Genomic DNA, 20,307 nt, shown 5'->3' with positions numbered 1-20,307 from the left:
TCAATACTGATAGCTCACGCTGAAGCCGGCTGCGGGTGTGGCGGTCTTGAGTCCATCCGGTTTCACTAATGCCCAACTGAGAAATGCGTCGTAACGCAGGCCGGCGACGCCACCGCGTACACCTGCCGCTGCACCGACCATCTTGTTACCCAGTAGGTATTGGGCGCTGGGTCCAAATACACGTCCGGCATCAAGCCCGACATACAAAGCTTGGTTGCTCTGGGCCATTGGCATTTCGAGGTCATTTCTCACATAGAAACCGCGCTCGGCGGCCAGTGTTTGTTCTCCATCGAAACCGCGCACGGTATATCGGTTACCGATAGAGAACTGTTCCGACTGGAACAACGCGGAGCGTGTGGCTTGCGCCCGCAAGGCGCCGATATAGTTGAACGATTGGCCAAATAGCTTGAATGGCGCATAGAGGCTGGCATCGAGCGTCTGCAAGGTATAGCGATAGGTCGGCGCATCGGGCAGGCGCGGCTCCAGGTCCGGCTGGCCGTTGAACCATGAGACGCCCCAGCGATTGGCCAGCGTCAGATTGAGCTGGGCATCGCCGATATAGCGCGTATGCACCCACGCCAGTTCCGCAAAGGTCGTATTGCGTCGTTGGACTTCAAGCTCGGTGTCGTCGACATAGGAATGGCTCCAGCGCTTCCCTACCTTGAATTGCCAGCTGTGCTTTTGATACTGATCGCGATAGAACAGCTGCTGTGTCGTGAACTCGAGGCTGCGCGATTTGCCGCTGGACACGAAGGTCTGGTACAAGCCTGCGATTTGCTGGTGGTAGTCGTAACTGCTGGCATAGACCGAGAAGGTCCAATAGCCGTAGGGAATGGCATAGTAGACGTTGCCGCCGGTAGTGCCGCGTTGTTCGCCCTTGCGATCGGCATCGGTATTGATGCCGAAATTGAAGAGGTCGTTGACGCCGAGCGCGTTATCCAGCGCAGCATTCACGCCTGCCTGCAATTTGCCTGTGCCTTTGGCACCGCTATCATCCAGAGAAACGGTTACCTTCCACGGTTTGACGCGCTTGACGGTGATCACCACGTCGCTTTCACCAGGCAAGGCACCAGGGACTATCTCCATATCGACGTCCTGGCTCGGCACCCGCTTCATCTGCTCAAGCCCTTGCTCGATGTCGTGCAGGTTAAGCAGTTGGCCGGGGCCGGTCGGGAAGGCGTTCTTCCAGGTACCGGACAGAGAGGGATCGGCAAAACGAATGGCCTGGATAACGCCCGGCACCAAGGTCAACGTCAGCGTGCCGCTGGACAAGTCCTGCGCCGGAATCCCCAGGCGCGTCGTGCTGTACCCCTTGGAGAGAATCAGCGCCGTCAGACGTTTGACGATCAGATTGAGACCTTCCTTGCCGATACAGGCGCCGGTGTAATGCTCCAGATATTCTTGTGCGAACCGAAAAGGATCTTGCGATAGCCCACTGGCCCCCAATGCACGCATCGGCGCGGGCAGCTGTTCAGGAACATGCAAAGTGAAATGGTCGATGGCGAAACAGGAGGACTCGGTTGGAAGCGCCAGCGAATCCGGAGCAGCTTCGCTCGTCTGCAGTTCAACTTTAGGGGCGCGCGCCAGTCGCTCGCGCTCGGCTGCTTCAGCACGAGCACGTCGACGTTGCTCTTCACTCTCGGATGTCTGAACCGTCTGAGCAACAGCACTAAAGTGCACCGTGCCGATTAGAAGAAAGCTCGCGAAACACTTGCCGTAGAAAAACTTCTTATTCTGATAATGCAAAACCACACCCCGGAAATTTCTGATTTGTTTTTTGAATTTGTTGCCGGGCGGGATTTTATAGGCAGATCACATTCCTGATTTACGGGAATGTTAGTTTTTGTGAAGAAACACAAAAAATACAACAACTCGCATTATTTTTATTGTCATTTATCAATTATTTTTCTGAAAAAAATTCAAATTAAAATGACATCAATGCATTTAAATTAACAAAACAATATACTAACTAGTATGTTGAGGGCTAAGACATGAGCAGAAATGGTAGTAATCGTAAAAATGATGGATTACTTTTTGACGGCTAGCTCGCATTTAATATTTCTGAAATAAACAACTCGCGTCTACCTGAACAGTATCTGTATAGCTGAATTGAGGTAAATCGCCGTTACCGGCCGCCCACGTTGGCATAAATGGCGCCGGCACGCCGCACACCGGCGCCTTGCTCAGTGATGACCAACTCGACGCGGCCTGCGGTCAGACTCCCCAACGCCGTGATGCCCAACGCAGTCCACCGTCCGGACTGATAGCGGACGAGCCATTGCAGGTTGTCGAAATATTTAAACTTCCGCATCAATTTAATATTTAAAGTATTATTGAATCATTGAATTAATATGACATGAATCTCATGGATACCAAAGACACCATCGCAGCGCTTGCCGCATTGGCGCAAGAATCGCGTCTCGCCGTATTTCGCCTGCTGGTGCAAGCCGGCCCTGAAGGGATGGCTGCCAGCAAGATCGCCGAGCAAGTTTCGGTAACTCCTTCAGCGTTGTCTTTTCACATGAAAGAGTTGTCGCACGCCGGGCTGGTGACCTCACGCCAGGAAGGCCGCTTTGTGATCTATTCCGCCAGCTTTGACACCATGAACGGCCTGATCGCCTTCCTGACAGAAAACTGCTGCGGCGGCAAAACCTGCTGCTGATATCAATCATCGGTTTGTGGAGTACGTTCATGTCGACACCAATCTCAAGTTGTACTGTGCGTGAGACTCCAGCTCCGCTCAGTTTGTTTGAGCGCTACCTGACCCTTTGGGTGGGAGTTTGCATCGTCATCGGCGTATCGCTAGGGCAAGCGTTTCCGGCAGGCTTCGCCATGGTCGGCCATCTTGAAATCGCCAAAGTCAACTTGCCGGTCGGCCTGTTGATCTGGGCAATGATCATTCCCATGCTGCTGAAGATCGACTTCGCGGCCTGGAACCAGATAAAGGGACACGTGCGCGGTATTGGCGTCACGCTGTTCATCAACTGGGCCGTAAAACCATTTTCGATGGCATTTCTCGGCTGGCTGTTCGTACGCCATTGGTTTGCGGCCTACTTGCCGGCAGATCAGCTTGACTCCTATGTCGCTGGCCTGGTCTTGCTCGCGGCAGCGCCATGTACTGCAATGGTATTCGTATGGAGCCGCCTGACCGGCGGCGATCCTTATTTCACGTTGTCGCAAGTCGCCATGAACGATCTGATCATGGTATTTGCCTTCGCGCCGCTGGTCGGCTTGCTGCTGGGAGTATCGAGCATCACCGTTCCATGGGCAACCTTGCTCACATCAGTTTTGCTTTATATCGTGGTGCCGGTGCTGATTGCTCAGCTCTGGCGCAAAGCCATGCTGCGGCAGGGACAGCACGTCTTCGTCCGGATGATAGCCCGCATTCAGCCATGGTCAATTGCCGCGCTGCTGCTGATGTTGATTCTGCTATTTGCATTTCAAGGCGACGCGATCGTGCGGCAGCCGCTGGTTATCGCTTTACTGGCCGTACCGATACTGATTCAGGTGCTCTTCAATTCAGCGCTAGCTTATTGGCTCAATCGCATGGCCGGAGAAAAACATTCTGTCGCCGGCCCCTCAGCGCTGATCGGTGCATCCAATTTCTTTGAGCTGGCGGTTGCGGCAGCCGTCAGCCTGTTCGGTTTCGAATCAGGCGCCGCACTGGCAACGGTCGTCGGTGTACTCATTGAAGTACCGCTGATGCTGCTCATCGTCGGCGTCGTCAACCGCACACGCGGCTGGTACGAAGCCACGGCATGACGGGCTGTTTGCCGGAATACACATCTCCGATTGCCATAAAGCCCCCTCTCTATCTGCAAGGAACCCTCATGACTATTCAGATTTATCACAATCCGGTCTGCGGCACGTCTCGCAACGCGCTCGCGATGATCCGTAACTCCGGCGACGAACCGGAAATCATCGAATATGTTCTCCATCCCCCGACGCGAGAAACATTGATCAAACTTATTAATGACGCAGGTCTGACGGTGCGTGACGCCATTCGTCAAAAAGGGACGCCGTATGCCGAACTCGGCCTCGACAATCCGCAGCTCAGTAACGACCTGCTGATTGACGCCATGCTTGCGCATCCGATCCTGATCAATCGCCCATTTGTCGTCACACCGAAAGGAACACGCCTTTGCCGTCCTTCGGAATTGGTGCTGGCTATCTTGCCGAATCCACAAAAGGCAGCTTTCACCAAAGAAGACGGAGAAACCGTCATCAACGCGGAGGGGCAACGTGTCACAGCCGCATCCTGAATTGCCCAATATCGACGAAACCTTGTTTCAGCAACCCACCGCCGCAGACTTTTTGAATGTGCGCCGGGCGACCCACGCGCCGCGATTCTTGCTCTTATACGGCTCTTTGCGCGAACGTTCGTATAGCCGCCTGCTGACAGAAGAAGCTGCGCGGTTGCTGCAGGCCATGGGAGCGGAGACGCGGATCTTCGATCCGCACGGATTGCCAATGCCCGACGCCGAACCGGAAAACCATCCCAAAGTCGTGGAGTTGCGTGAACTGGCTCAATGGTCGGAAGGCATGGTCTGGTGCTCCCCGGAGCGCCACGGCGCCATGACCGGCATCATGAAAGCGCAGATAGACTGGATTCCTCTGGCGCAAGGCGCTGTTCGGCCAACACAGGGAAAAACACTGGCAGTGATGGAAGTCTCCGGAGGTTCTCAGTCCTTCAACGCCGTTAATCAGATGCGCATTCTCGGACGCTGGATGCGTATGCTCACCATCCCGAATCAATCCTCTGTTGCGAAGGCGTATCTGGAATTTGGAGAGGACGGCCGTATGAAGCCTTCGTCGTACTACGAACGCGTAGTGGACGTGATGGAAGAGTTAATGAAATTCACGCTGCTGACCCGGGATGTCTCATCATTTCTGGTCGATCGCTACAGTGAGCGCCGCGAAACCAAAGAAGCGCTGGAAAAACGTGTAAGCCTGTCGTCAGCGACCCATATTTCTGCCCCTTCCGTTCTGTAGCAACTATTTGTATAAGCCGGTCCATTGACGGACATCCTGTCCATCTGCCTTACCCGACAGAAACATCGCTGCCGACGCGCCGTGCCTCCTCCCACAACCGACTTCTGCTGCGCAGAAGCCTCCCTTCGATATTCGCGCATTGCGATGCCGTCATCGAAGGAAGACAATGTAGAGCGAACCGGAAGCCTATCCGGACGTTCAGACAGGAGACACAAGAGATGGCAAGCACGCAAGCAATTCAATTGCAATCGCCGGCATCGTCCGCTTTCAGTCAGGCCGAATGGGAAACCCGCGTCAACCTGGCGGCCTGCTATCGGCTCATGGCGTGTTTCGGAATGAGCGACCTGATCTACAACCACATCACGGCGCGCATCCCCGGCACCGAAGATCTGCTGATCAATCCTTACGGGTTCATGTATGAGGAGATCACTGCCTCCAGTCTTGTACGCATCGATATCGACGGCAACGTCCTGCACAATCCGAACAAAGACCTCGGCATCAACGCGGCGGGTTACGTCATCCACAGTGCGGTACATGCCGCGCGCAAAGACGTGTCCTGCGTCATCCATACCCATACCCGCGCCGGCATGGCCGTGTCCGCCATGGCATGCGGCCTGCTGCCGCTGACGCAGACGGCCATGCGGTTTTCCGAAATCGGCTATCACGACTACGAAAGCGTGGCGTTGGAGCTGGATGAACGCGAGCGGCTGGTGCGCGACCTCGGCAAGCTGGACACCATGGTGCTGCGCAACCACGGCCTGCTCGCCGTCGGCGCCAGCATCGCACAGGCATTCAACAGCATCTACTGGCTGGAGATGGCCTGCAAGTCGCAGGTCGACGCCATGTCCTGTTCCACGCCGCTGCACATGCCGTCGGCGGAGATCGCCGCCAAGACCTATCATCTGTATCGCCCCGAAACCCGCCGCCCCTATGGCGAGATGGAATGGCCTGCCATGCTGCGCTACCTTGACCGGCGCGACACGTCCTATCGCGACTAGCGGCTGTACCTTCGCGCCACCATCAGCGGGCGTCACCATGATTTCAGCGTGGCGGCCCGCACCTGTGCGCCTCTCTCCTCACCTCGCATTTTCATTTCCGGGAGTATTCCCATGCAATCCATCAGCTTCATCGGCGCCGGCCGTCTCGGCACCACGCTGGCAATCGCCTGGCACCGCGCCGGCATGCCGGTCACCATGATCGCCAGCCGCAATCCGGAGTCGGCCCGCAAAGCCGCCGCCGGGCTGGAAGGCTGTCTAGCCGTGACGCCGGAACAAGCGGTGCAGGCCGATCTGGTGTTTCTGACGGTACCCGACGACGACATCGGTCCGCTGGCCGCCAGCCTGCCGTGGCGCAAGGGCCAATACGTCGTGCATTGCAGCGGCGCCACCGAGGTCTCGGTGCTCGACGCTGCAGCGCAGGCCGGTGCGGTCACGGGTGGCTATCATCCGATGCAGATTTTTTCCGATCCGCAACGCACGCTGGCGCTGCTGCCCGGCGCGACTGCCGGTATCGAAGGTCCGCCGGCGCTGGAACAGATCCTGCGCCAGCTGGCCGAGAAGCTGGGTATGGTGCCGATGCTGCTGCCGCCCGGCTCGCGCGCGCTGTATCACGGCGGCAGCCTGTTCGTCGGCACTTTCCTGCTGTCCATGCTCAACGAAGCGGCGCGCGCCTGGAGCGCCTTCGGCATCAGCGAAGAACAAACCTTGCGCGCCCTGCTGCCGGTCGCTCGCGGGACCCTGGAAACCGCCGCCGTCAAAGGGGTCGCCGCCTCGCTCGCAGGACCGATCTCGCGCGGCGATGTCAAAGTGGTCCAGCGGCATTTGCGCGCGCTGGAACAACTCAGCGACGAACAGGTATCCTTCTACCGCCAGTTAGCCGCAAGACAGCTACAATTGGCGCGCCGGAATGGCAAACTGCAGGAGCATCAGCTTGCTGCCCTGCAGGAAGCCATCGGCTCCAGCTAAAAGCTGAATAGCCAGGGCAACGCAAACACTTCCGCACTTGCTGGCACTTGCCTTTACTTGCCGGCACTTGCATAAATAGCGTTGCCGCTTTCCATCCCCAGGAGATCATTTGGACGTCAAACAGTTGCGCGCCCTGCTTGCGATTGCCGAAACCGGCAGCGTGACCCGTGCCGCCGAGTTACTGCACATTGTGCAACCGGCGGTGTCCCGCCAGTTGCGTTTGCTGGAAGAAGACATGGGCGCCATGCTGTTTGCCCGCGGTCGGCGCGGCATGGAGCTGACCGAAGCCGGCCGCATCCTCGCCAATCACGCCCGCCGCGCCCTGCATGAGCTGGATGCCGCCAAAGCGGAAATCGTCCCCGCGCCAGGCACCGTCACCGGCACCGTGACCGTCGGCCTGCTGCCCAGCACCACCGATTTACTGGCAGCGGCGCTGGTGAGCAGTCTCAAGCGCCAGTACCCGCAACTGACCATCAACATCTCGGTCGGCTATGCCGGCTATCTGCAGCAATGGCTGGAAGACGGTGAAGTCGACGTCGCGCTGCTCTACGATCCCAAGCCTTCCGCCGTGCTTGAAGTGCAGCCGCTGCTCAATGAAATCCTGTATCTGGTCGGCCTGCCGGAAAACAAACCGACCGCCGGTGTCGAGGTGCCCTTGCAAGACATCGCCGAACTGCCCCTGGTCCTGCCCAGCCAGCCGCATGGCCTGCGCCATCTGGTAGACCGCGCCTGCGCCCAGGCTGACGTGCACTTGTCGGTAGTCGCCGAAACCAACGCCATGAACGTCCAAAAGAATCTTGTCTTCAGCGGCCTTGGCTACACCATCCTGCCCGGCGTCGCGGTGTTCGACGATGTCGCGGCCGGACGCCTGAGCGCCGCGGCCATCACCAATCCCCCCTTGCTGCGCAAGATCGTGCTGGCCTTGCCGCTGACACGGCGTTCGTCGATCGGCGTGCGTTGCGCCGTCAGCGAGCTGCGCACCCTGATCAAGGACCGCGTCGAACAAGGCGCGTGGCCTGGAGCGACCTGGCTCGCAGAGTAAGCCTGCAGGCGGCTTTCAGAGCTATGCCGAAAACTGATTGGGCGACAAAATATCAGTATTGGACGCATGCTTTCCACGCATTCTATGATCCCAGCTCAAGAACATTGATCGGGGATTTTATGAACAGCTCTAGCAGCACAGCTCCGCAGCCAGCCTGGCGCGAGGAGATTTTTTCCATCCTGAAAAACGGCGGCGTCAAGCAAGTGGCCTACGTCCCGGATGCCGGTCACTCTCACGTCATTCAGCGCGTGCATGCCGATCCGGAAATGCGCGGCGTGGTATTGACCACGGAAGAAGAAGGTGTCGCCACCGTATGCGGCGCCTGGCTTGGCGGCCAGCGCGCAGCCTTGCTGATGCAGAGCAGCGGCGTGGGCAATTGCATCAACATGTTCTCGCTGGTGGCCAACTGCCGCTTTCCGTTTTTCTCCATCATCACCATGCGCGGCGAATGGGCCGAGTTCAATCAATGGCAATCGCCGATGGGCAAAGCGACCCAGGCCGCCATCGAACTGATGGGCATCACAGTGCTGCGCGCCGACCGCCCTGAAGAAGTGGCCGATACCGTCAGCGCCGGCTTCGATGCTGCTTTTGAAGGCGGCGAATCGGTATGCGTGCTGCTCGGCCAACGCCTGATCGGCAAAAAGAAATGGGAGGCAAAATGAACCAGCGCACCAACACCGCCAGCATCGACCGCCGCGTCTTCGTCAGCAAGCTGATCGCCGCTTGCCCGGACGCGCTTGTGGTCACCGGTCTGGGTTCCGCTTCGTATGACGTGTATGCCGCCGGCGACCGTCCCGAGAATTTTTATCTGTGGGGCGCGATGGGCGGCGCTGCGGCGGTTGGCCTGGGCATCGCACTGGCCCAGCCTCAACGCACCGTGATCGTCATCACCGGCGACGGCGAGCAACTCATGGGCATCGGCGCCCTGGCCACCATCGGCGCGCAGCAACCGTCCAACCTGAACATCGTCGTTATCGACAACGGCCATTTCGGTGAAACCGGCATGCAGCGCAGCCACACCAGCCTCGGCACCGACCTCGCCGTGGTTGCACGCGGCTGCGGCATCGCGGAAGTCGTTACCGTCAACGATCTGAATCAGATCGAAGCACTGGCCGCCACCATCAACAAGCGCGCCAAAACGTTACTGGCACAGGTCTTCGTACACGCTGACGAATTGCCGCGCGCCTTGCCGCCGCGCGATGGCGTCTACGTCAAGAACCGCTTCCGCGCGGCCCTGGGGCTGTCGCCGATGTAATGGTATTGCTTCGACTTCGTTGTGCTTTCATGGCCCGCCCTTTACGGCGGGCTTTTTTACGCCTCATGTAAATTCATCACCCATGCCGTCATTGCCGGATCAGTTCAGCAATTCATGCGACGCCTTGAATTGATACCGTATCGACAAACGCAAACTGCCCGCATGTGCGGGCAGTTTTTCAGCGATGACAAACTACGTCTTTGCTTCCGATTCTCACTTCCAATAAGTACACTTCGATTCAGCTTTGCTCATGTAAGCCTGATCGCCGGGAATGGTCTGCACGATCTTGGCGTAGTCCCATGGATACTTGGATTCAGCCGGTGTCTTGACCTGCATCAGATACATGTCATGCACCATGCGGCCATCCGGACGGATCACACCGCCGCTGGCGAAGAAGTCGTCGATCTTGTGCGAGCGCATGTAATCCATCACCTTGTCGGCATCGGTGCCGACTGCCTTGACCGCGCGCAGGTAAGTCGCCACGGCCGAAGCATCACCGGCTTGCAACGACGTCGGCATTTTCTTGGTCTTCAGGAAAAAACGGCGCGACCAGGCACGCGATTCTTCGGTACGGTCCCAATAGAAACCATCGGTGAAATACAGCCCCTGGCTCTGCTGCAATCCCAGCGCATGGATATCGCTGATGAACATCAGGATGCCGGCCAGCTTCATGGTCTTCGGAATCCCGAATTCGGCGGCGCCCTTGATCGCGTTGACCAGATCACTGCCACCGGTCGCCAGGCCGAGCACCTGCGCCTTGGACGATTGCGCCTGCAACAGGAAGGACGAGAAGTCCGATGCCGCCAGAGGATGCTTGACCGCCCCCAGCACCGTACCGCCGTTGGCCTTGACCGTGTCGCCGGTATCTTTCTCCAGCGAGTTGCCGAAGGCCACGTCCGCCGTCAGGAAGTACCAGGTCTTGCCGCCCTGCTTGACCATCGCCGTCCCGGTCCCGCGCGCGACCGAGATCGTGTCGTAAGTGTATTGCACGGTATAAGGATTGCACTCCTCATTGGTCAGGCGCGTGGTGCCGCTGCCCGGCGAGAGAAACACGCGTTTCTTTTCTGAGGCGACCTTGGCGATTGCCAGGCTGGCCGACGAATTGGTGCCGCCGACCACCACGTCGTAGCCGGAGTCATACCATTCCCGCGCACGGCTGGCGGCGATATCCGCCTTGTTCTGGTGATCGATGACCGTCAGCTCGATTTTTTTGCCGTTGATGCTGCCGCCGACATCTGCAATCGCCATCTTGATCGCCTCGACACCGCCGGCGCCGTCCAGGTCGGCATAGACCCCAGAGATATCGGTGATAAAGCCAATCCTGATGACGTCTCCTGCAGCCGATGCGCTACCACAACTCATGGCAAGACCGGCAGCTATTGCAGCGGTCAACCCCTTCAATTTCGCATTCATTGTCTTCTCCATTGTTATAAGAATTTCCGCACACCGGCTCGTTTGTGTGTACAAGCGTTTGTACAAGCTCAGCGCTGCGACCAAAAACTTATCGCAGCGACACCGTGCTGTCCAATGACGGATTCTGATCGACGCATTCCCAATTGCTATATGCCGCCGTCTGCATCTTCATTTGTTTCGCGCTATGCTCAAGTCCGGCATCGCCGGCATCGACAGACGCAACAGATTCCACGAATGCATCTGCAAGCATGCACAAACGTGATGGTCCAATCAAAATCGGTCATTGGACGCTTGCAGTGCGTCATGCGATGCTTGAACTCTTCCAGCAATCGACTCGGGAGAGCAGGAAGCTCCTTCCTGCCTCACATTACTGTGTGCAAAGGCAAGCAATGACTGAATACAAAAATCTGATCGCCGGCGAATGGGTCTCCGGCGCCACCAACGTCGACAACATCAATCCGTCCGACACCGCCGACATCATCGGCAGCGCCGCGCACGCCAGCGCGCAACAAGTTGCCGAAGCCATCGCTGCAGCGCAGCAGGCACTGCCAAAATGGTCCACCGGCACCGCGCAGCTGCGCTCCGATATTCTGAGCACGGTTTCCAACGAGTTGTTTGCACGCAAGGAAGAACTCGGTGAACTGCTGGCCCGCGAAGAAGGCAAGACGCGCGCCGAAGCCATCGGCGAAGTCGGCCGCGCCGCCAACATCTTCCGCTTCTTCTCCAGCGAAGTGCTGCGCATGCGCGGCGAAAAACTTGCTTCGGTTCGTCCCGGCGTCGACGTCGAGATCACCCGTGATCCGGTCGGCGTGATCGGCATCATTACGCCGTGGAATTTCCCGATCGGCATCCCGGCATGGAAAATCGCCCCGGCGCTGGCCTTCGGCAACACCGTCGTCTTCAAACCATCGGAAGCCACACCCGGCACCGCAACCGCGCTGGCAGAAATCATCGCGCGCGCCGGCGTGCCGCCCGGCGTATTCAATATGCTGCACGGCAGCGGCCCGGTGGTCGGCGAAGCCATGCTGGCCGGCGTCGATGCCCTCACCTTCACCGGCTCGGTCAAGACCGGCCGTCAGATCGTGGAAAAAGCCAACAAGCGCATGATCCGCGTGCAGGCCGAAATGGGCGGCAAGAATCCGCTCATCGTGCTGGATGACGCCGACTTCGACACCGCGGTCAATTGCGCAGTGGACGGTTCCTTCTTCCAGACCGGCCAGCGCTGCACGGCATCGAGCCGCCTGATCGTCACCGAAGGCATTCATGACCGCTTCGTCAGCGCCGTGGCCGAGCGCCTGGGCAAGATCGTCATCGACAATGCACTCAAGGCCGGTACGCAAGTCGGTCCCGTCGTGGATCAGCGCCAGCTCGACCAGGATCTGCGCTACATCGACATCGGCCTCGGCGAAGGCGCCAAGGCAGTGGTCAAGGGTGAATTGCTGCAACGCGCGACCAAGGGACATTACCTGTCGCCAACCTTGTTCACCGAGACCACCAACCAGATGCAGATCAACCGCGAAGAAATCTTCGGACCGGTAGCTGCCGTGATCCGCGCCAAAAATTACGAAGAAGCTATCAGCATCGCCAACGACACGCCGTTCGGCCTGTCCGCCGGCATCTGCACGACATCGCAAAAGCATGCGCGGCATTTCCAGGCCAATGCGCAGGCCGGCCTGACCATGCTCAACCTCGCCACCGCCGGCCTGGATTACCACGTGCCATTCGGCGGCCGCAAGGCATCGAGCTACGGTCCGCGCGAACAAGGCACGTACGCGATCGAGTTCTACACTATCGTCAAGACCTCATACCTTAGTGTCTGATATGAGCGTCTGAGCCAGCATCCCAAAAACGCCGCCGGCCAACGGCGGCGTCAACAATAATCAGGAGACAAAGCAATGAGCGAGAACAAACAATCCGGTCTGAACGTCGGCTTCATCGGCCTCGGCCGCATGGGGCTGGGCATGGCGTCCAACCTGCAGCGCAAGGGTTTCCAACTGACCGTCTACGACATCAATCAGGCCGCCGTCGACGCGCTGGTCAAACTCGGCGCACGCGCCGCGCCTGGCATTGCCGACGCCTCGCGCGACATGGACGTGATCATCACCATGCTGCCTAATTCGGCCATCGTGCAAACTGCCGTCGGCGGTGCCGATGGCGTACTGCAGCATGCACGCCGCGGCGCCATCATCATGGACATGAGCACCGTCGAACCTGACGTCACCGACCGCCTCGCAGCCGCTGCGCTGGCGCAAGGCAAGTCGTTCGTCGATGCTCCCGTGGGCCGGCTGGCAAGTCACGCCGATCGCGGCGAGTCATTGTTCATGGTCGGCGCAACGGACGCCGACTACGCCACCGTGACGCCGTTGCTGCAAGCCATGGGTACGACGATCCATCATTGCGGCGGCACCGGCGCCGGCACGCGCACCAAACTGGTCAACAATTATCTGGCCGTCGTGTCCTGTCAGCTCAACGCAGAAGCGCTGACGCTGTCGCAACGCTTCGGACTGTCTCTGGAAAAAACACTGGACGTCATCTACGGCACCACCGCCACCAACGGCCAGCTCAAGATCGCATGGCCGGACAAGGTGCTGGCAGGTGACATCGGTCCCGGCTTCACCATCGATCTGGCGCATAAGGATCTGACGCTCATCGTCGATGCCGCCAATACGGTGAAGTCGCCGATGCCGATCGGCGCTGCTGCGCGTGAAGCATTCAGCACGGCGCGTGCGCGTGGTTTCGGCGGCAACGATTTCTCGGCGATGGTCGATGTCCTGTGCGATTTGTCGGGCACTGAAAAGGCCCGTCTCAAGAAAAAATCCGCTTAACCATTCCGGCATCAATAAGCTCGCAGAGGAATATCACCGTGCAACGTTATCAGCTCTTCATCGACGGCAAGTTTTCGGACGCCGCATCGGGCGCCTGGTTCGACTCCTACAATCCATTCACCGGCGAGGTCTGGGCCCAGGTGGCCGCCGGCGGCGCCGCCGATGTCGAGCGCGCGGTGCAGGCCGCGCATCGCGCCTTCACCACCGGCGCCTGGCCGGCGTTGACAGCAAGCCAGCGCGGCGCGTTGCTGCGCCGTCTTGGCGATCTAATCGCCCGCGACGCCGACAAGCTGGCGCAATACGAAGTGCGCGACAACGGCAAGCTGATTGCCGAAATGCGCGGCCAGCTCAATTACATCCCGCAGTGGTTCTATTACTTCGGCGGCCTGGCCGACAAGATCCAGGGCGCGGTCATTCCGCTGGACAAGAAGGATTATTTCAACTTCACCCGGCATGAGCCGCTGGGCGTGGTGGCCGCCATCACGCCGTGGAATTCGCCGCTGCTGCTCACTGCATGGAAGATCGCTCCGGCGCTGGCGGCAGGATGCACGGTGGTGCTCAAGCCGTCCGAGTTCACCTCCGTCTCCTCGCTGGAGTTCGTCAAGCTGTTTGAAGAAGCCGGCTTCCCGCCGGGCGTGGTCAATGTCGTCAGCGGTTACGGCAAGGATGTCGGCACGCCGCTGGTGGAGCATCCGCTGGTGCGCAAGATTACCTTCACCGGTTCCGACGCCACCGGCCGCATGATCAACCAGAGCGCCGCCAAGCAGTTCAAGCGCGTGAGTCTGGAGCTGGGCGGAAAATCGCCCAACATCGTCTTCAACGACGCCAATCTGGAAGACGCCGTCAATGGCGCCGTGTCCGGTATTTTTGCCGCCACCGGCCAGACCTGCATCGCCGGGTCGCGCCTGCTGTTGCAGGACGATATCCACGATGCCTTCCTGGAAAAGCTGACAGCGCTAGCCTCCACCGCACGCATGGGCGATCCGCTTGACGCCGGCACACAGGTCGGACCGATCACCACGCGTCAGCAATATGACAAGGTGCTGGGCTATATCGACATCGCCAAGCAGGACGGCGCCAGACTGATCATGGGCGGTGCTCCGGCGACACGCAGCGAATGCGGTAACGGCTGGTTCATCGAGCCGACCATTTTCTCCGGCGTCAGCAATCGCATGCGCATCGCGCAGGAAGAAGTGTTCGGTCCGATTCTTTCGGTGATTCGTTTCAAGGATGAAGAAGAAGCCGTCGCCATCGCCAACGATTCTGCCTACGGCCTCGGCGCCGGCGTCTGGACTGCCGATATCGGCCGCGCGTTTCGCATGTCCTCCCGCATCCAGGCCGGCACGGTGTGGGTCAATACCTACCGCGCGGTGAGCTACATGTCGCCGTTCGGCGGCTACAAGGATTCCGGCACCGGCCGCGAGAACGGCATGGATGCGATCCACGAGTACCTGCAGGTCAAGAGCGTCTGGATCAATACCGGCGCCGCGACCGGGAATCCGTTCACCATGCGTTGACCGACACGGAAAACGTCATCTTTGCACTTCACGCCTGTTGCGCTGCGACAGGCGTTTTTCATTTGCACTCGAACTTTTCCTGCGCCAGGCGGCCGCCAATCCCCCCTGCGCTTTTGCGCTACACTCCTCCGATCAAGTTTTCTTAATCCCGTGTCTACCCTTCTTCCTATGCATTTTGATCTTGTCGATTTACGCCTGCTGGTCAACATCGCAGATTTCAACAGTCTCACGCGCACCGCGGATGCGACGCACATGTCGCTGTCGGCAGTGAGCACCCGGGTCAAGAAACTGGAAGACAGCATCGGTATTCAACTGATTTACCGCACCGGACAAGGCGTGGCCCTGACGCCGACCGGACTGACCTTCGCCATGCACGCGCGTCTGGTGCTGCGGCAGATTCAGCATCTGCGCGGCGATCTGCAGGAGTACGCAAAAGGAGTGAAAGGACATCTGCGCGTGTTCGCCAACACCACGGCGCTGGTGGAATTTTTACCGCCCATCCTGCAGGCCTACCTGGCCTCGCATCCGGATGTGAACATCGACCTGCATGAAAAACCGAGCCGCGATATCGTGCGCGCCGTAGCCGACGGCCAGACCGACATCGGTATCGTCGCCGGCAATGTCAGCACGCGCGACCTTGAAGTCATTCCGTACCGCAGCGACCGTCTGGTGCTGGTGACGCCGCCGGGTCATGCGCTGGCGCAAGCCGATGCAGTGGATTTTGCCGACACCCTGGAATACGACCATGTGAGCTTGCACGAGGCCAGCGCCCTGCATACCTTCCTGCACGAAGCGAGCGACGCTTTGCATCGCAGCTTGCAGATCCGTATTCAGGTCGGCAATTTTGAAGCGGCCTGCCGCATGATCGCCGCCGATATCGGCGTCGGCATTCTTCCCGAATCCGCCGCGCGCCGCTATGCGCAAAACACCAGCATCGCCATCGTGCCGCTCAACGACAAATGGGCGGTGCGCGCGATGAAAATCTGCGTGCGCAATTTTGAGGAATTGCCGGCGTTCGCCAAGGCGCTCATCGTGCTGCTGGTGGCTGATGCTGAAAAAGCTGGGATCGAAGCGAAAACCCAGGACGCGAGCACCGGCGACAGCTAAGTCACGTCCTTCCGCCCCCATCCTCTCAGCTCAGAATGTCGCCGATGCGTTCGACGTTTTCCAGATTCCACGCCTGTGCGATGACCTTCTGCATCTCAGCCTCGCTGGCGCCGTCGCGATAGCTTGCCAGCGCGATTGCTTTCTTTTCGATTTCCGGACGGCTGAGCGTGTTGCCCGGATCGCCCTTGGGTTCGTCGACACGTCCTTCATAGGTCTTGCCGTCGGCAGTGCGCACTTTCACCTTGCCGATCCAGCGTGCCGGATAAGCGGCATCGACTTCGGCGTCGAGTTGCATGCTGACCTTGTTGCGAAAGGCCACCACCGCCGGGTCAACATAGCTGTTGTCGAATTCAGCCAGGCTGGCGCTGTCGTAGTTCGCGATCAGGCCGAGCACGGTGCCCATGGAAAACTTCGACTGATGCACGGTCTGCGGATCGGTCACCGGCCCCAGTACGTCGATAGCGCCTTGATGCACCAGTGCGACCACGCTGGAGATGTCGCCGAGCTTGAGCTTGTCGCGACGCAGCACCTGCTGCAGTGCGTCGGCAGCAGGATGCGTGTGACGGCAGGATGCGTGGAATTTGAATGAAGTTTCCGGCAGGGTCCAGCGTGTGCCGAGACCGTCGGTGAGCTTGCGCAGATCGGCATCGGTGGACATGCCGGCAGCCATGCCTTGCTTACCCTCCAGTATCTGGCGCGCACCGGTGAAGCCGTCCTTGGCCAGATAAGCCGCCGTCAATCCAGCACCCGCTGCATGCGCGGTATGCAACTGTTTGGAGTCAGCGGCATCGCGCAGAAATTCCCACAAGCCGGCGGCCTGCGTGCCCGCCGAGCCGATGGCGTTAAGCATCTGTTCCGGCGTGAGCTTGAGCAACGATCCGACCGCCACCGCAGCGGCAATTGTGCCGGCAGTACCGGTGGTGTGAAAGATCTTGTAGTGCGAACGCCCCAGATATTCGCCGATGCGGATGCCCACTTCGTAACCGACCACCGACGCCGTCAGGAATTCGCGGCCGCTGCTGCCCAGCGCCTGCGCCACTGCCAGCGCCGGAGAAAACACCACTGTCGCCGGATGAAATACGGAACCGTTGTGCACGTCATCCTGCTCCGCCACATGCGATGCCGCCGCATTGCTCATGGCCGCCACCAGCGGGCTGCTGTGCTTGCGGTTGATCAGGATTTCGGAAGGCCCGTCCGCCGCACCCATCATCATGGAAAAGCGCGTGAGCGACTCCACCGGGCGTGAGCCCTTGCCCGCCAGCGCCGAACCCAGCCAGTCGAGGTACAGGTCTTCGGTCTTTCTGATGACCGCCGCCGGAATATCATCAAAGCGCAGGTTCGCCGCGAAATCGGCAAGTTGCCGGCTGGCCGACGGCGCCACGGCGGCGATCGATGGGGCATCGGGAATCTGCGTGTTCTGCGGGGCGCGGGCGAGTGCGTTGCTCATGGTGTCTCCTTGTAGATGAATCCGTGATCTGTTTCTGTCAATGTGATCGGGTGCGCATGCAAACTGATTACACCGTGCCGCGCATGCCACATTGCAGCATGTGCGCCAGATCATCACGTGTCGGCAGACGCGGATTAATGGCGATGTTGCCCGAGGTCAGCGTTTCGTCGATGACGGCCTCAAACGCCGCCTCGGTCACACCGAAGTCAGCCAGCGTCTGGACCAGCCCGATATCGATTTTGAGCTGCTGCACCGCATGCACCGAGCGCTCTGCCGCGTCGCGCAGACTCAGTCCCTCAATGCGCTCGCCGAACAGCTCGGCGATTTTGGCGTATCTCTGCAAGTTGCCCGGCAGGTTGAACCGCATCACCGACGGCAGCATGATGCCGTTGACCAGGCCATGCGGAATATGAAATTTATTGCCCAGCGGCAGCGCAAAAGCATGTACCAGCCCGAGACGGATGCGATTGAAGGACATGCCGGCCAGAGAGCTGGCAATCAGCATGTTGCCGCGCGCTTCCATATGGTCGCCTTGCGCCACCGCCACGCGCAGGTTGTCGGCGATGAGGCGGATCGCTTTTTCCGCCACGGCTTCGGCAACCGGATGGCAGGATTTGTTGACGTAGGATTCGACCGCGTGCGTGAGCGCATCCATGCCGGTGGCCGCCGTCACGTGCGCAGGCAGGCTCTTCGTCAGTTCCGGATCCAGTATCGCCACGCGCGCATAGTTGAAGGGGCTGCCGATATTGACCTTGAGGTCGTTCTCGGTATCCGACAGCACCGACCACACCGTCACCTCGCTGCCGGTGCCTCCGGTGGTCGGGATGGCGACCACCGGCGCGCCATGACGCTTGACCTTGTCAATGCCGAAGTAATCGCGAATATTGCCTTCATTGGTGATCATCAGGGCAATGGCCTTAGCGGCATCGAGCGCGCTACCGCCGCCGATGCCTACGATCATGTCGGCGCCCTTCTGCTTCGCCATGGCCACACCCAGATCCACTGAGCGCACTTCAGGATCGCTCTTGATATCGGTAAAAACATCATGCGGAATATCCGCAGCCGACAGCACCTGCGTGACGCGCCCCACCAGACCGGCTTGCAGCACGCCCGGATCGCCCACCACCAGCACCCGCCGTCCGCCGAGCGACTGCACGATCGCCGGCAATCTGGCGAGGCTGCCTGCACCGAACTGGATTTCAACCGGGTTGTGGTAATTGAAGGCGGACTGAGTCATGAGCAATGCTTCCGGATAAGTGAAGCGCCGCAAATGCAGGCGCAAGGTATCGAAGCAGTATGCCAAAGCGCACCAGCGTGGACCATTCTTGTTTGCCGAAGAGGATCTTATGATTTGGTGAAGTCGACCGGCAGTCTTTACACGAGGATGCATGAAAGAAAAACGGGCCGCAGAGGCGAATGCCATACCCTTAAACGCGACGCCTCCCTGCTTGTCGCAAAGCTTGCACCGCCGTCGTCCTGACGAAAGTCAGGATCCATCGTCGTATCGGCGCTTGTCACGACACTGGATCCCGGCGTTCGCTGGGACGACGGTGAACGATGACGTATGAAAGATGAAGGATGAAGGATGAAGGATGAAGGCAGGTTTAACTGATCGACATCAGACTCCAAAGGCCTATTATTTATTGCAAGATTCAACTCTGCGTCAGTCCTTCGCCACCAGCGCCGGATTGATCGCCAGCAACAGCCATGGCTTGATTTCCGACCGTACGAAGACGCCACCGATCGCAAACGGATCCTGGTCGCGCAAGGCTTCTGCATCCTCCTTGGTTGCGACTTCGTAAATGATCAGACCGCCGCTGCCGTCCGCAAACGGACCGCCTAGCGACAGCCGGCCGGCATCCAGCAGGCTTTTCATATAGCGCTGGTGATCGGGCGCGTGTGCAGCGAGTTTTTCCTTGTCGTCCGTGTAGGCGACGTAGTTGATGAATTTCATGACTATCCTTGTCTGGTTGATATGGCTGTGGATCTCTGACCTTCGTACGGGAAAATCCCGATCAGATTTCACGTTTCAATTTTCTGTCCAGTGCGTATGCGCCTGCACCGCGTGTGACGAAGTACACCGCGACCAGCCCGAGCAGCACCGGGTATTCGATCCCGCGATCTATCCAGGGCCATGTGGGGCCCATGGCGTAGCTGATGGCGATCATTTCCACCGTCATCAATACGGCAATCGGACGCGTCAACAGGCCGAGCGCCAGCATCACGGCGCCGATGGTTTCCAGCAACATCACCAGAAAAGCCAGTTGCGGCGCGAACGGCAGGCCCATTGCCTTGCCGATCATGTTGATCGAACCCGCCATGGGATCAGCCATGGAGCCATGCGAGCTTCCCAGCGCCTTGGGAAGACCGTGCGTGAAGATAATGGCGCCGAAGCCGAACCTGAGCAGCGCGCAGCCGACGCCTTCCATACGCCCATAGAAACGACCGAATGCCGGAAACACGTAAGTCCCCGATACAGATGCCTGGCTGCCGCCATCAGCGCCGGCAAGCGTATTTTCTTTCGGAAGAGATTGATCCACGACTAACTCCGTCTCAGGTTGAACGCGCTCACGGCAGACACAAAGCCGATGCACGCCATCATCCCGGTTACCTCCGCACAGATAAACCGCCTGCCGCCGAATTGACTATTCGGCATGGGCAAAGAGTCCTGCCGAGACGCTCCTCTCCTGCACCTGAATCCGCCAAAGTCTCTACAATCTCATCCACATCAATTCAAGGACACGC

At 59.1% G+C, this 20,307-nt stretch carries 20 protein-coding genes; 13 read left to right on the top strand and 7 right to left on the bottom strand.

What is annotated here, in order from left to right:
• Positions 1-1,455 carry a ShlB/FhaC/HecB family hemolysin secretion/activation protein gene (locus AC1RN6_RS16990; RefSeq protein WP_493006621.1) on the bottom strand — a complete coding sequence of 485 codons (1,455 nt, stop codon included), beginning with the start codon at positions 1,453-1,455 and terminating at the stop codon, positions 1-3.
• A gap of 670 nt (positions 1,456-2,125) precedes the next feature.
• Positions 2,126-2,311, bottom strand: coding sequence for a hypothetical protein (locus AC1RN6_RS16985; RefSeq protein WP_493006620.1), 186 nt, complete (start codon positions 2,309-2,311; stop codon positions 2,126-2,128).
• Between the two features lie 54 nt (positions 2,312-2,365).
• On the opposite strand from AC1RN6_RS16985, the gene AC1RN6_RS16980 reads away from it, so the two are divergent.
• The 9 genes from AC1RN6_RS16980 to AC1RN6_RS16940 all read left to right on the top strand — a co-directional run bounded on the left by AC1RN6_RS16980 (position 2,366) and on the right by AC1RN6_RS16940 (position 9,253).
• Positions 2,366-2,662 (top strand): ArsR/SmtB family transcription factor, encoded by a 297-nt coding sequence (locus AC1RN6_RS16980; protein WP_493006619.1) that lies wholly within the window; start codon positions 2,366-2,368, stop codon positions 2,660-2,662.
• 29 nt (positions 2,663-2,691) lie between these two features.
• Positions 2,692-3,762, top strand: coding sequence for an ACR3 family arsenite efflux transporter (gene arsB / locus AC1RN6_RS16975; RefSeq protein WP_493006618.1), 1,071 nt, complete (start codon positions 2,692-2,694; stop codon positions 3,760-3,762).
• Between the two features lie 68 nt (positions 3,763-3,830).
• On the top strand, positions 3,831-4,262 hold the full coding sequence (arsC, locus tag AC1RN6_RS16970) for an arsenate reductase (glutaredoxin) (protein ID WP_493006617.1): 432 nt from the start codon (positions 3,831-3,833) through the stop codon (positions 4,260-4,262).
• A complete protein-coding gene (arsH, locus tag AC1RN6_RS16965) occupies positions 4,243-4,992 on the top strand; it encodes an arsenical resistance protein ArsH (RefSeq protein WP_493006616.1) in 750 nt (249 codons plus the stop codon). Before arsC ends, arsH begins: the two co-directional genes overlap by 20 nt.
• A 218-nt stretch (positions 4,993-5,210) precedes the next feature.
• Entirely contained in the window at positions 5,211-5,990 is a 780-nt protein-coding gene (locus tag AC1RN6_RS16960; RefSeq protein ID WP_493006615.1) for a class II aldolase/adducin family protein, read from the top strand.
• Between the two features lie 111 nt (positions 5,991-6,101).
• Complete coding sequence (locus AC1RN6_RS16955) at positions 6,102-6,956, top strand: Rossmann-like and DUF2520 domain-containing protein (RefSeq protein WP_493006614.1); 855 nt, start codon at positions 6,102-6,104, stop codon at positions 6,954-6,956.
• A gap of 109 nt (positions 6,957-7,065) precedes the next feature.
• Positions 7,066-7,998 carry a LysR family transcriptional regulator gene (locus AC1RN6_RS16950; RefSeq protein WP_493006613.1) on the top strand — a complete coding sequence of 311 codons (933 nt, stop codon included), beginning with the start codon at positions 7,066-7,068 and terminating at the stop codon, positions 7,996-7,998.
• A gap of 119 nt (positions 7,999-8,117) precedes the next feature.
• Positions 8,118-8,660 carry a phosphonopyruvate decarboxylase gene (locus tag AC1RN6_RS16945; protein ID WP_050477623.1) on the top strand — a complete coding sequence of 181 codons (543 nt, stop codon included), beginning with the start codon at positions 8,118-8,120 and terminating at the stop codon, positions 8,658-8,660.
• Positions 8,657-9,253 (top strand): thiamine pyrophosphate-dependent enzyme, encoded by a 597-nt coding sequence (locus tag AC1RN6_RS16940; RefSeq protein ID WP_493006612.1) that lies wholly within the window; start codon positions 8,657-8,659, stop codon positions 9,251-9,253. Before AC1RN6_RS16945 ends, AC1RN6_RS16940 begins: the two co-directional genes overlap by 4 nt.
• A 213-nt stretch (positions 9,254-9,466) precedes the next feature.
• Here the strand turns inward: AC1RN6_RS16940 and AC1RN6_RS16935 are convergent, their stop codons facing one another.
• Entirely contained in the window at positions 9,467-10,666 is a 1,200-nt protein-coding gene (locus AC1RN6_RS16935) for an ABC transporter substrate-binding protein (protein WP_493006611.1), read from the bottom strand.
• 389 nt (positions 10,667-11,055) lie between these two features.
• Here AC1RN6_RS16935 and AC1RN6_RS16930 point away from each other — a divergent pair, with 389 nt between their 5' ends.
• From AC1RN6_RS16930 to AC1RN6_RS16915, 4 genes are all read left to right on the top strand, one after another.
• Entirely contained in the window at positions 11,056-12,486 is a 1,431-nt protein-coding gene (locus tag AC1RN6_RS16930; protein WP_493006610.1) for an aldehyde dehydrogenase family protein, read from the top strand.
• A 75-nt stretch (positions 12,487-12,561) separates the two neighbouring features.
• The gene (locus AC1RN6_RS16925; RefSeq protein WP_493006609.1) at positions 12,562-13,491 is read left to right on the top strand and encodes an NAD(P)-dependent oxidoreductase; all 930 of its coding nucleotides are present in this window, start codon (positions 12,562-12,564) and stop codon (positions 13,489-13,491) included.
• Positions 13,492-13,529: 38 nt separating this feature from the next.
• Positions 13,530-15,008, top strand: coding sequence for an aldehyde dehydrogenase (locus AC1RN6_RS16920; RefSeq protein ID WP_493006608.1), 1,479 nt, complete (start codon positions 13,530-13,532; stop codon positions 15,006-15,008).
• Between the two features lie 168 nt (positions 15,009-15,176).
• On the top strand, positions 15,177-16,115 hold the full coding sequence (locus AC1RN6_RS16915) for a LysR family transcriptional regulator (protein ID WP_493006607.1): 939 nt from the start codon (positions 15,177-15,179) through the stop codon (positions 16,113-16,115).
• Between the two features lie 25 nt (positions 16,116-16,140).
• Here AC1RN6_RS16915 and AC1RN6_RS16910 read toward each other — a convergent pair whose 3' ends face one another.
• The 4 genes from AC1RN6_RS16910 to AC1RN6_RS16895 all read right to left on the bottom strand — a co-directional run bounded on the left by AC1RN6_RS16910 (position 16,141) and on the right by AC1RN6_RS16895 (position 20,102).
• Positions 16,141-17,562, bottom strand: a complete 1,422-nt coding sequence (locus tag AC1RN6_RS16910; protein ID WP_493006606.1) for an MmgE/PrpD family protein — start codon at positions 17,560-17,562, stop codon at positions 16,141-16,143.
• A 67-nt stretch (positions 17,563-17,629) separates the two neighbouring features.
• Positions 17,630-18,799 (bottom strand): iron-containing alcohol dehydrogenase, encoded by a 1,170-nt coding sequence (locus AC1RN6_RS16905; protein WP_493006605.1) that lies wholly within the window; start codon positions 18,797-18,799, stop codon positions 17,630-17,632.
• A 426-nt stretch (positions 18,800-19,225) separates the two neighbouring features.
• A complete protein-coding gene (locus AC1RN6_RS16900; protein WP_493006604.1) occupies positions 19,226-19,516 on the bottom strand; it encodes a YciI family protein in 291 nt (96 codons plus the stop codon).
• A gap of 61 nt (positions 19,517-19,577) precedes the next feature.
• Positions 19,578-20,102: a DoxX family protein gene (locus tag AC1RN6_RS16895; protein ID WP_493006603.1), complete on the bottom strand. Its 525-nt coding sequence runs from the start codon at positions 20,100-20,102 to the stop codon at positions 19,578-19,580.
• Positions 20,103-20,307 lie beyond the last annotated feature (205 nt).

The organism is Herbaspirillum sp. GW822-FHT03A08 (assembly GCF_058801885.1).
The sequence above is the reverse complement of the archived record's forward strand: the minus strand, read 5'-3'. Positions and strand labels throughout refer to the sequence as shown.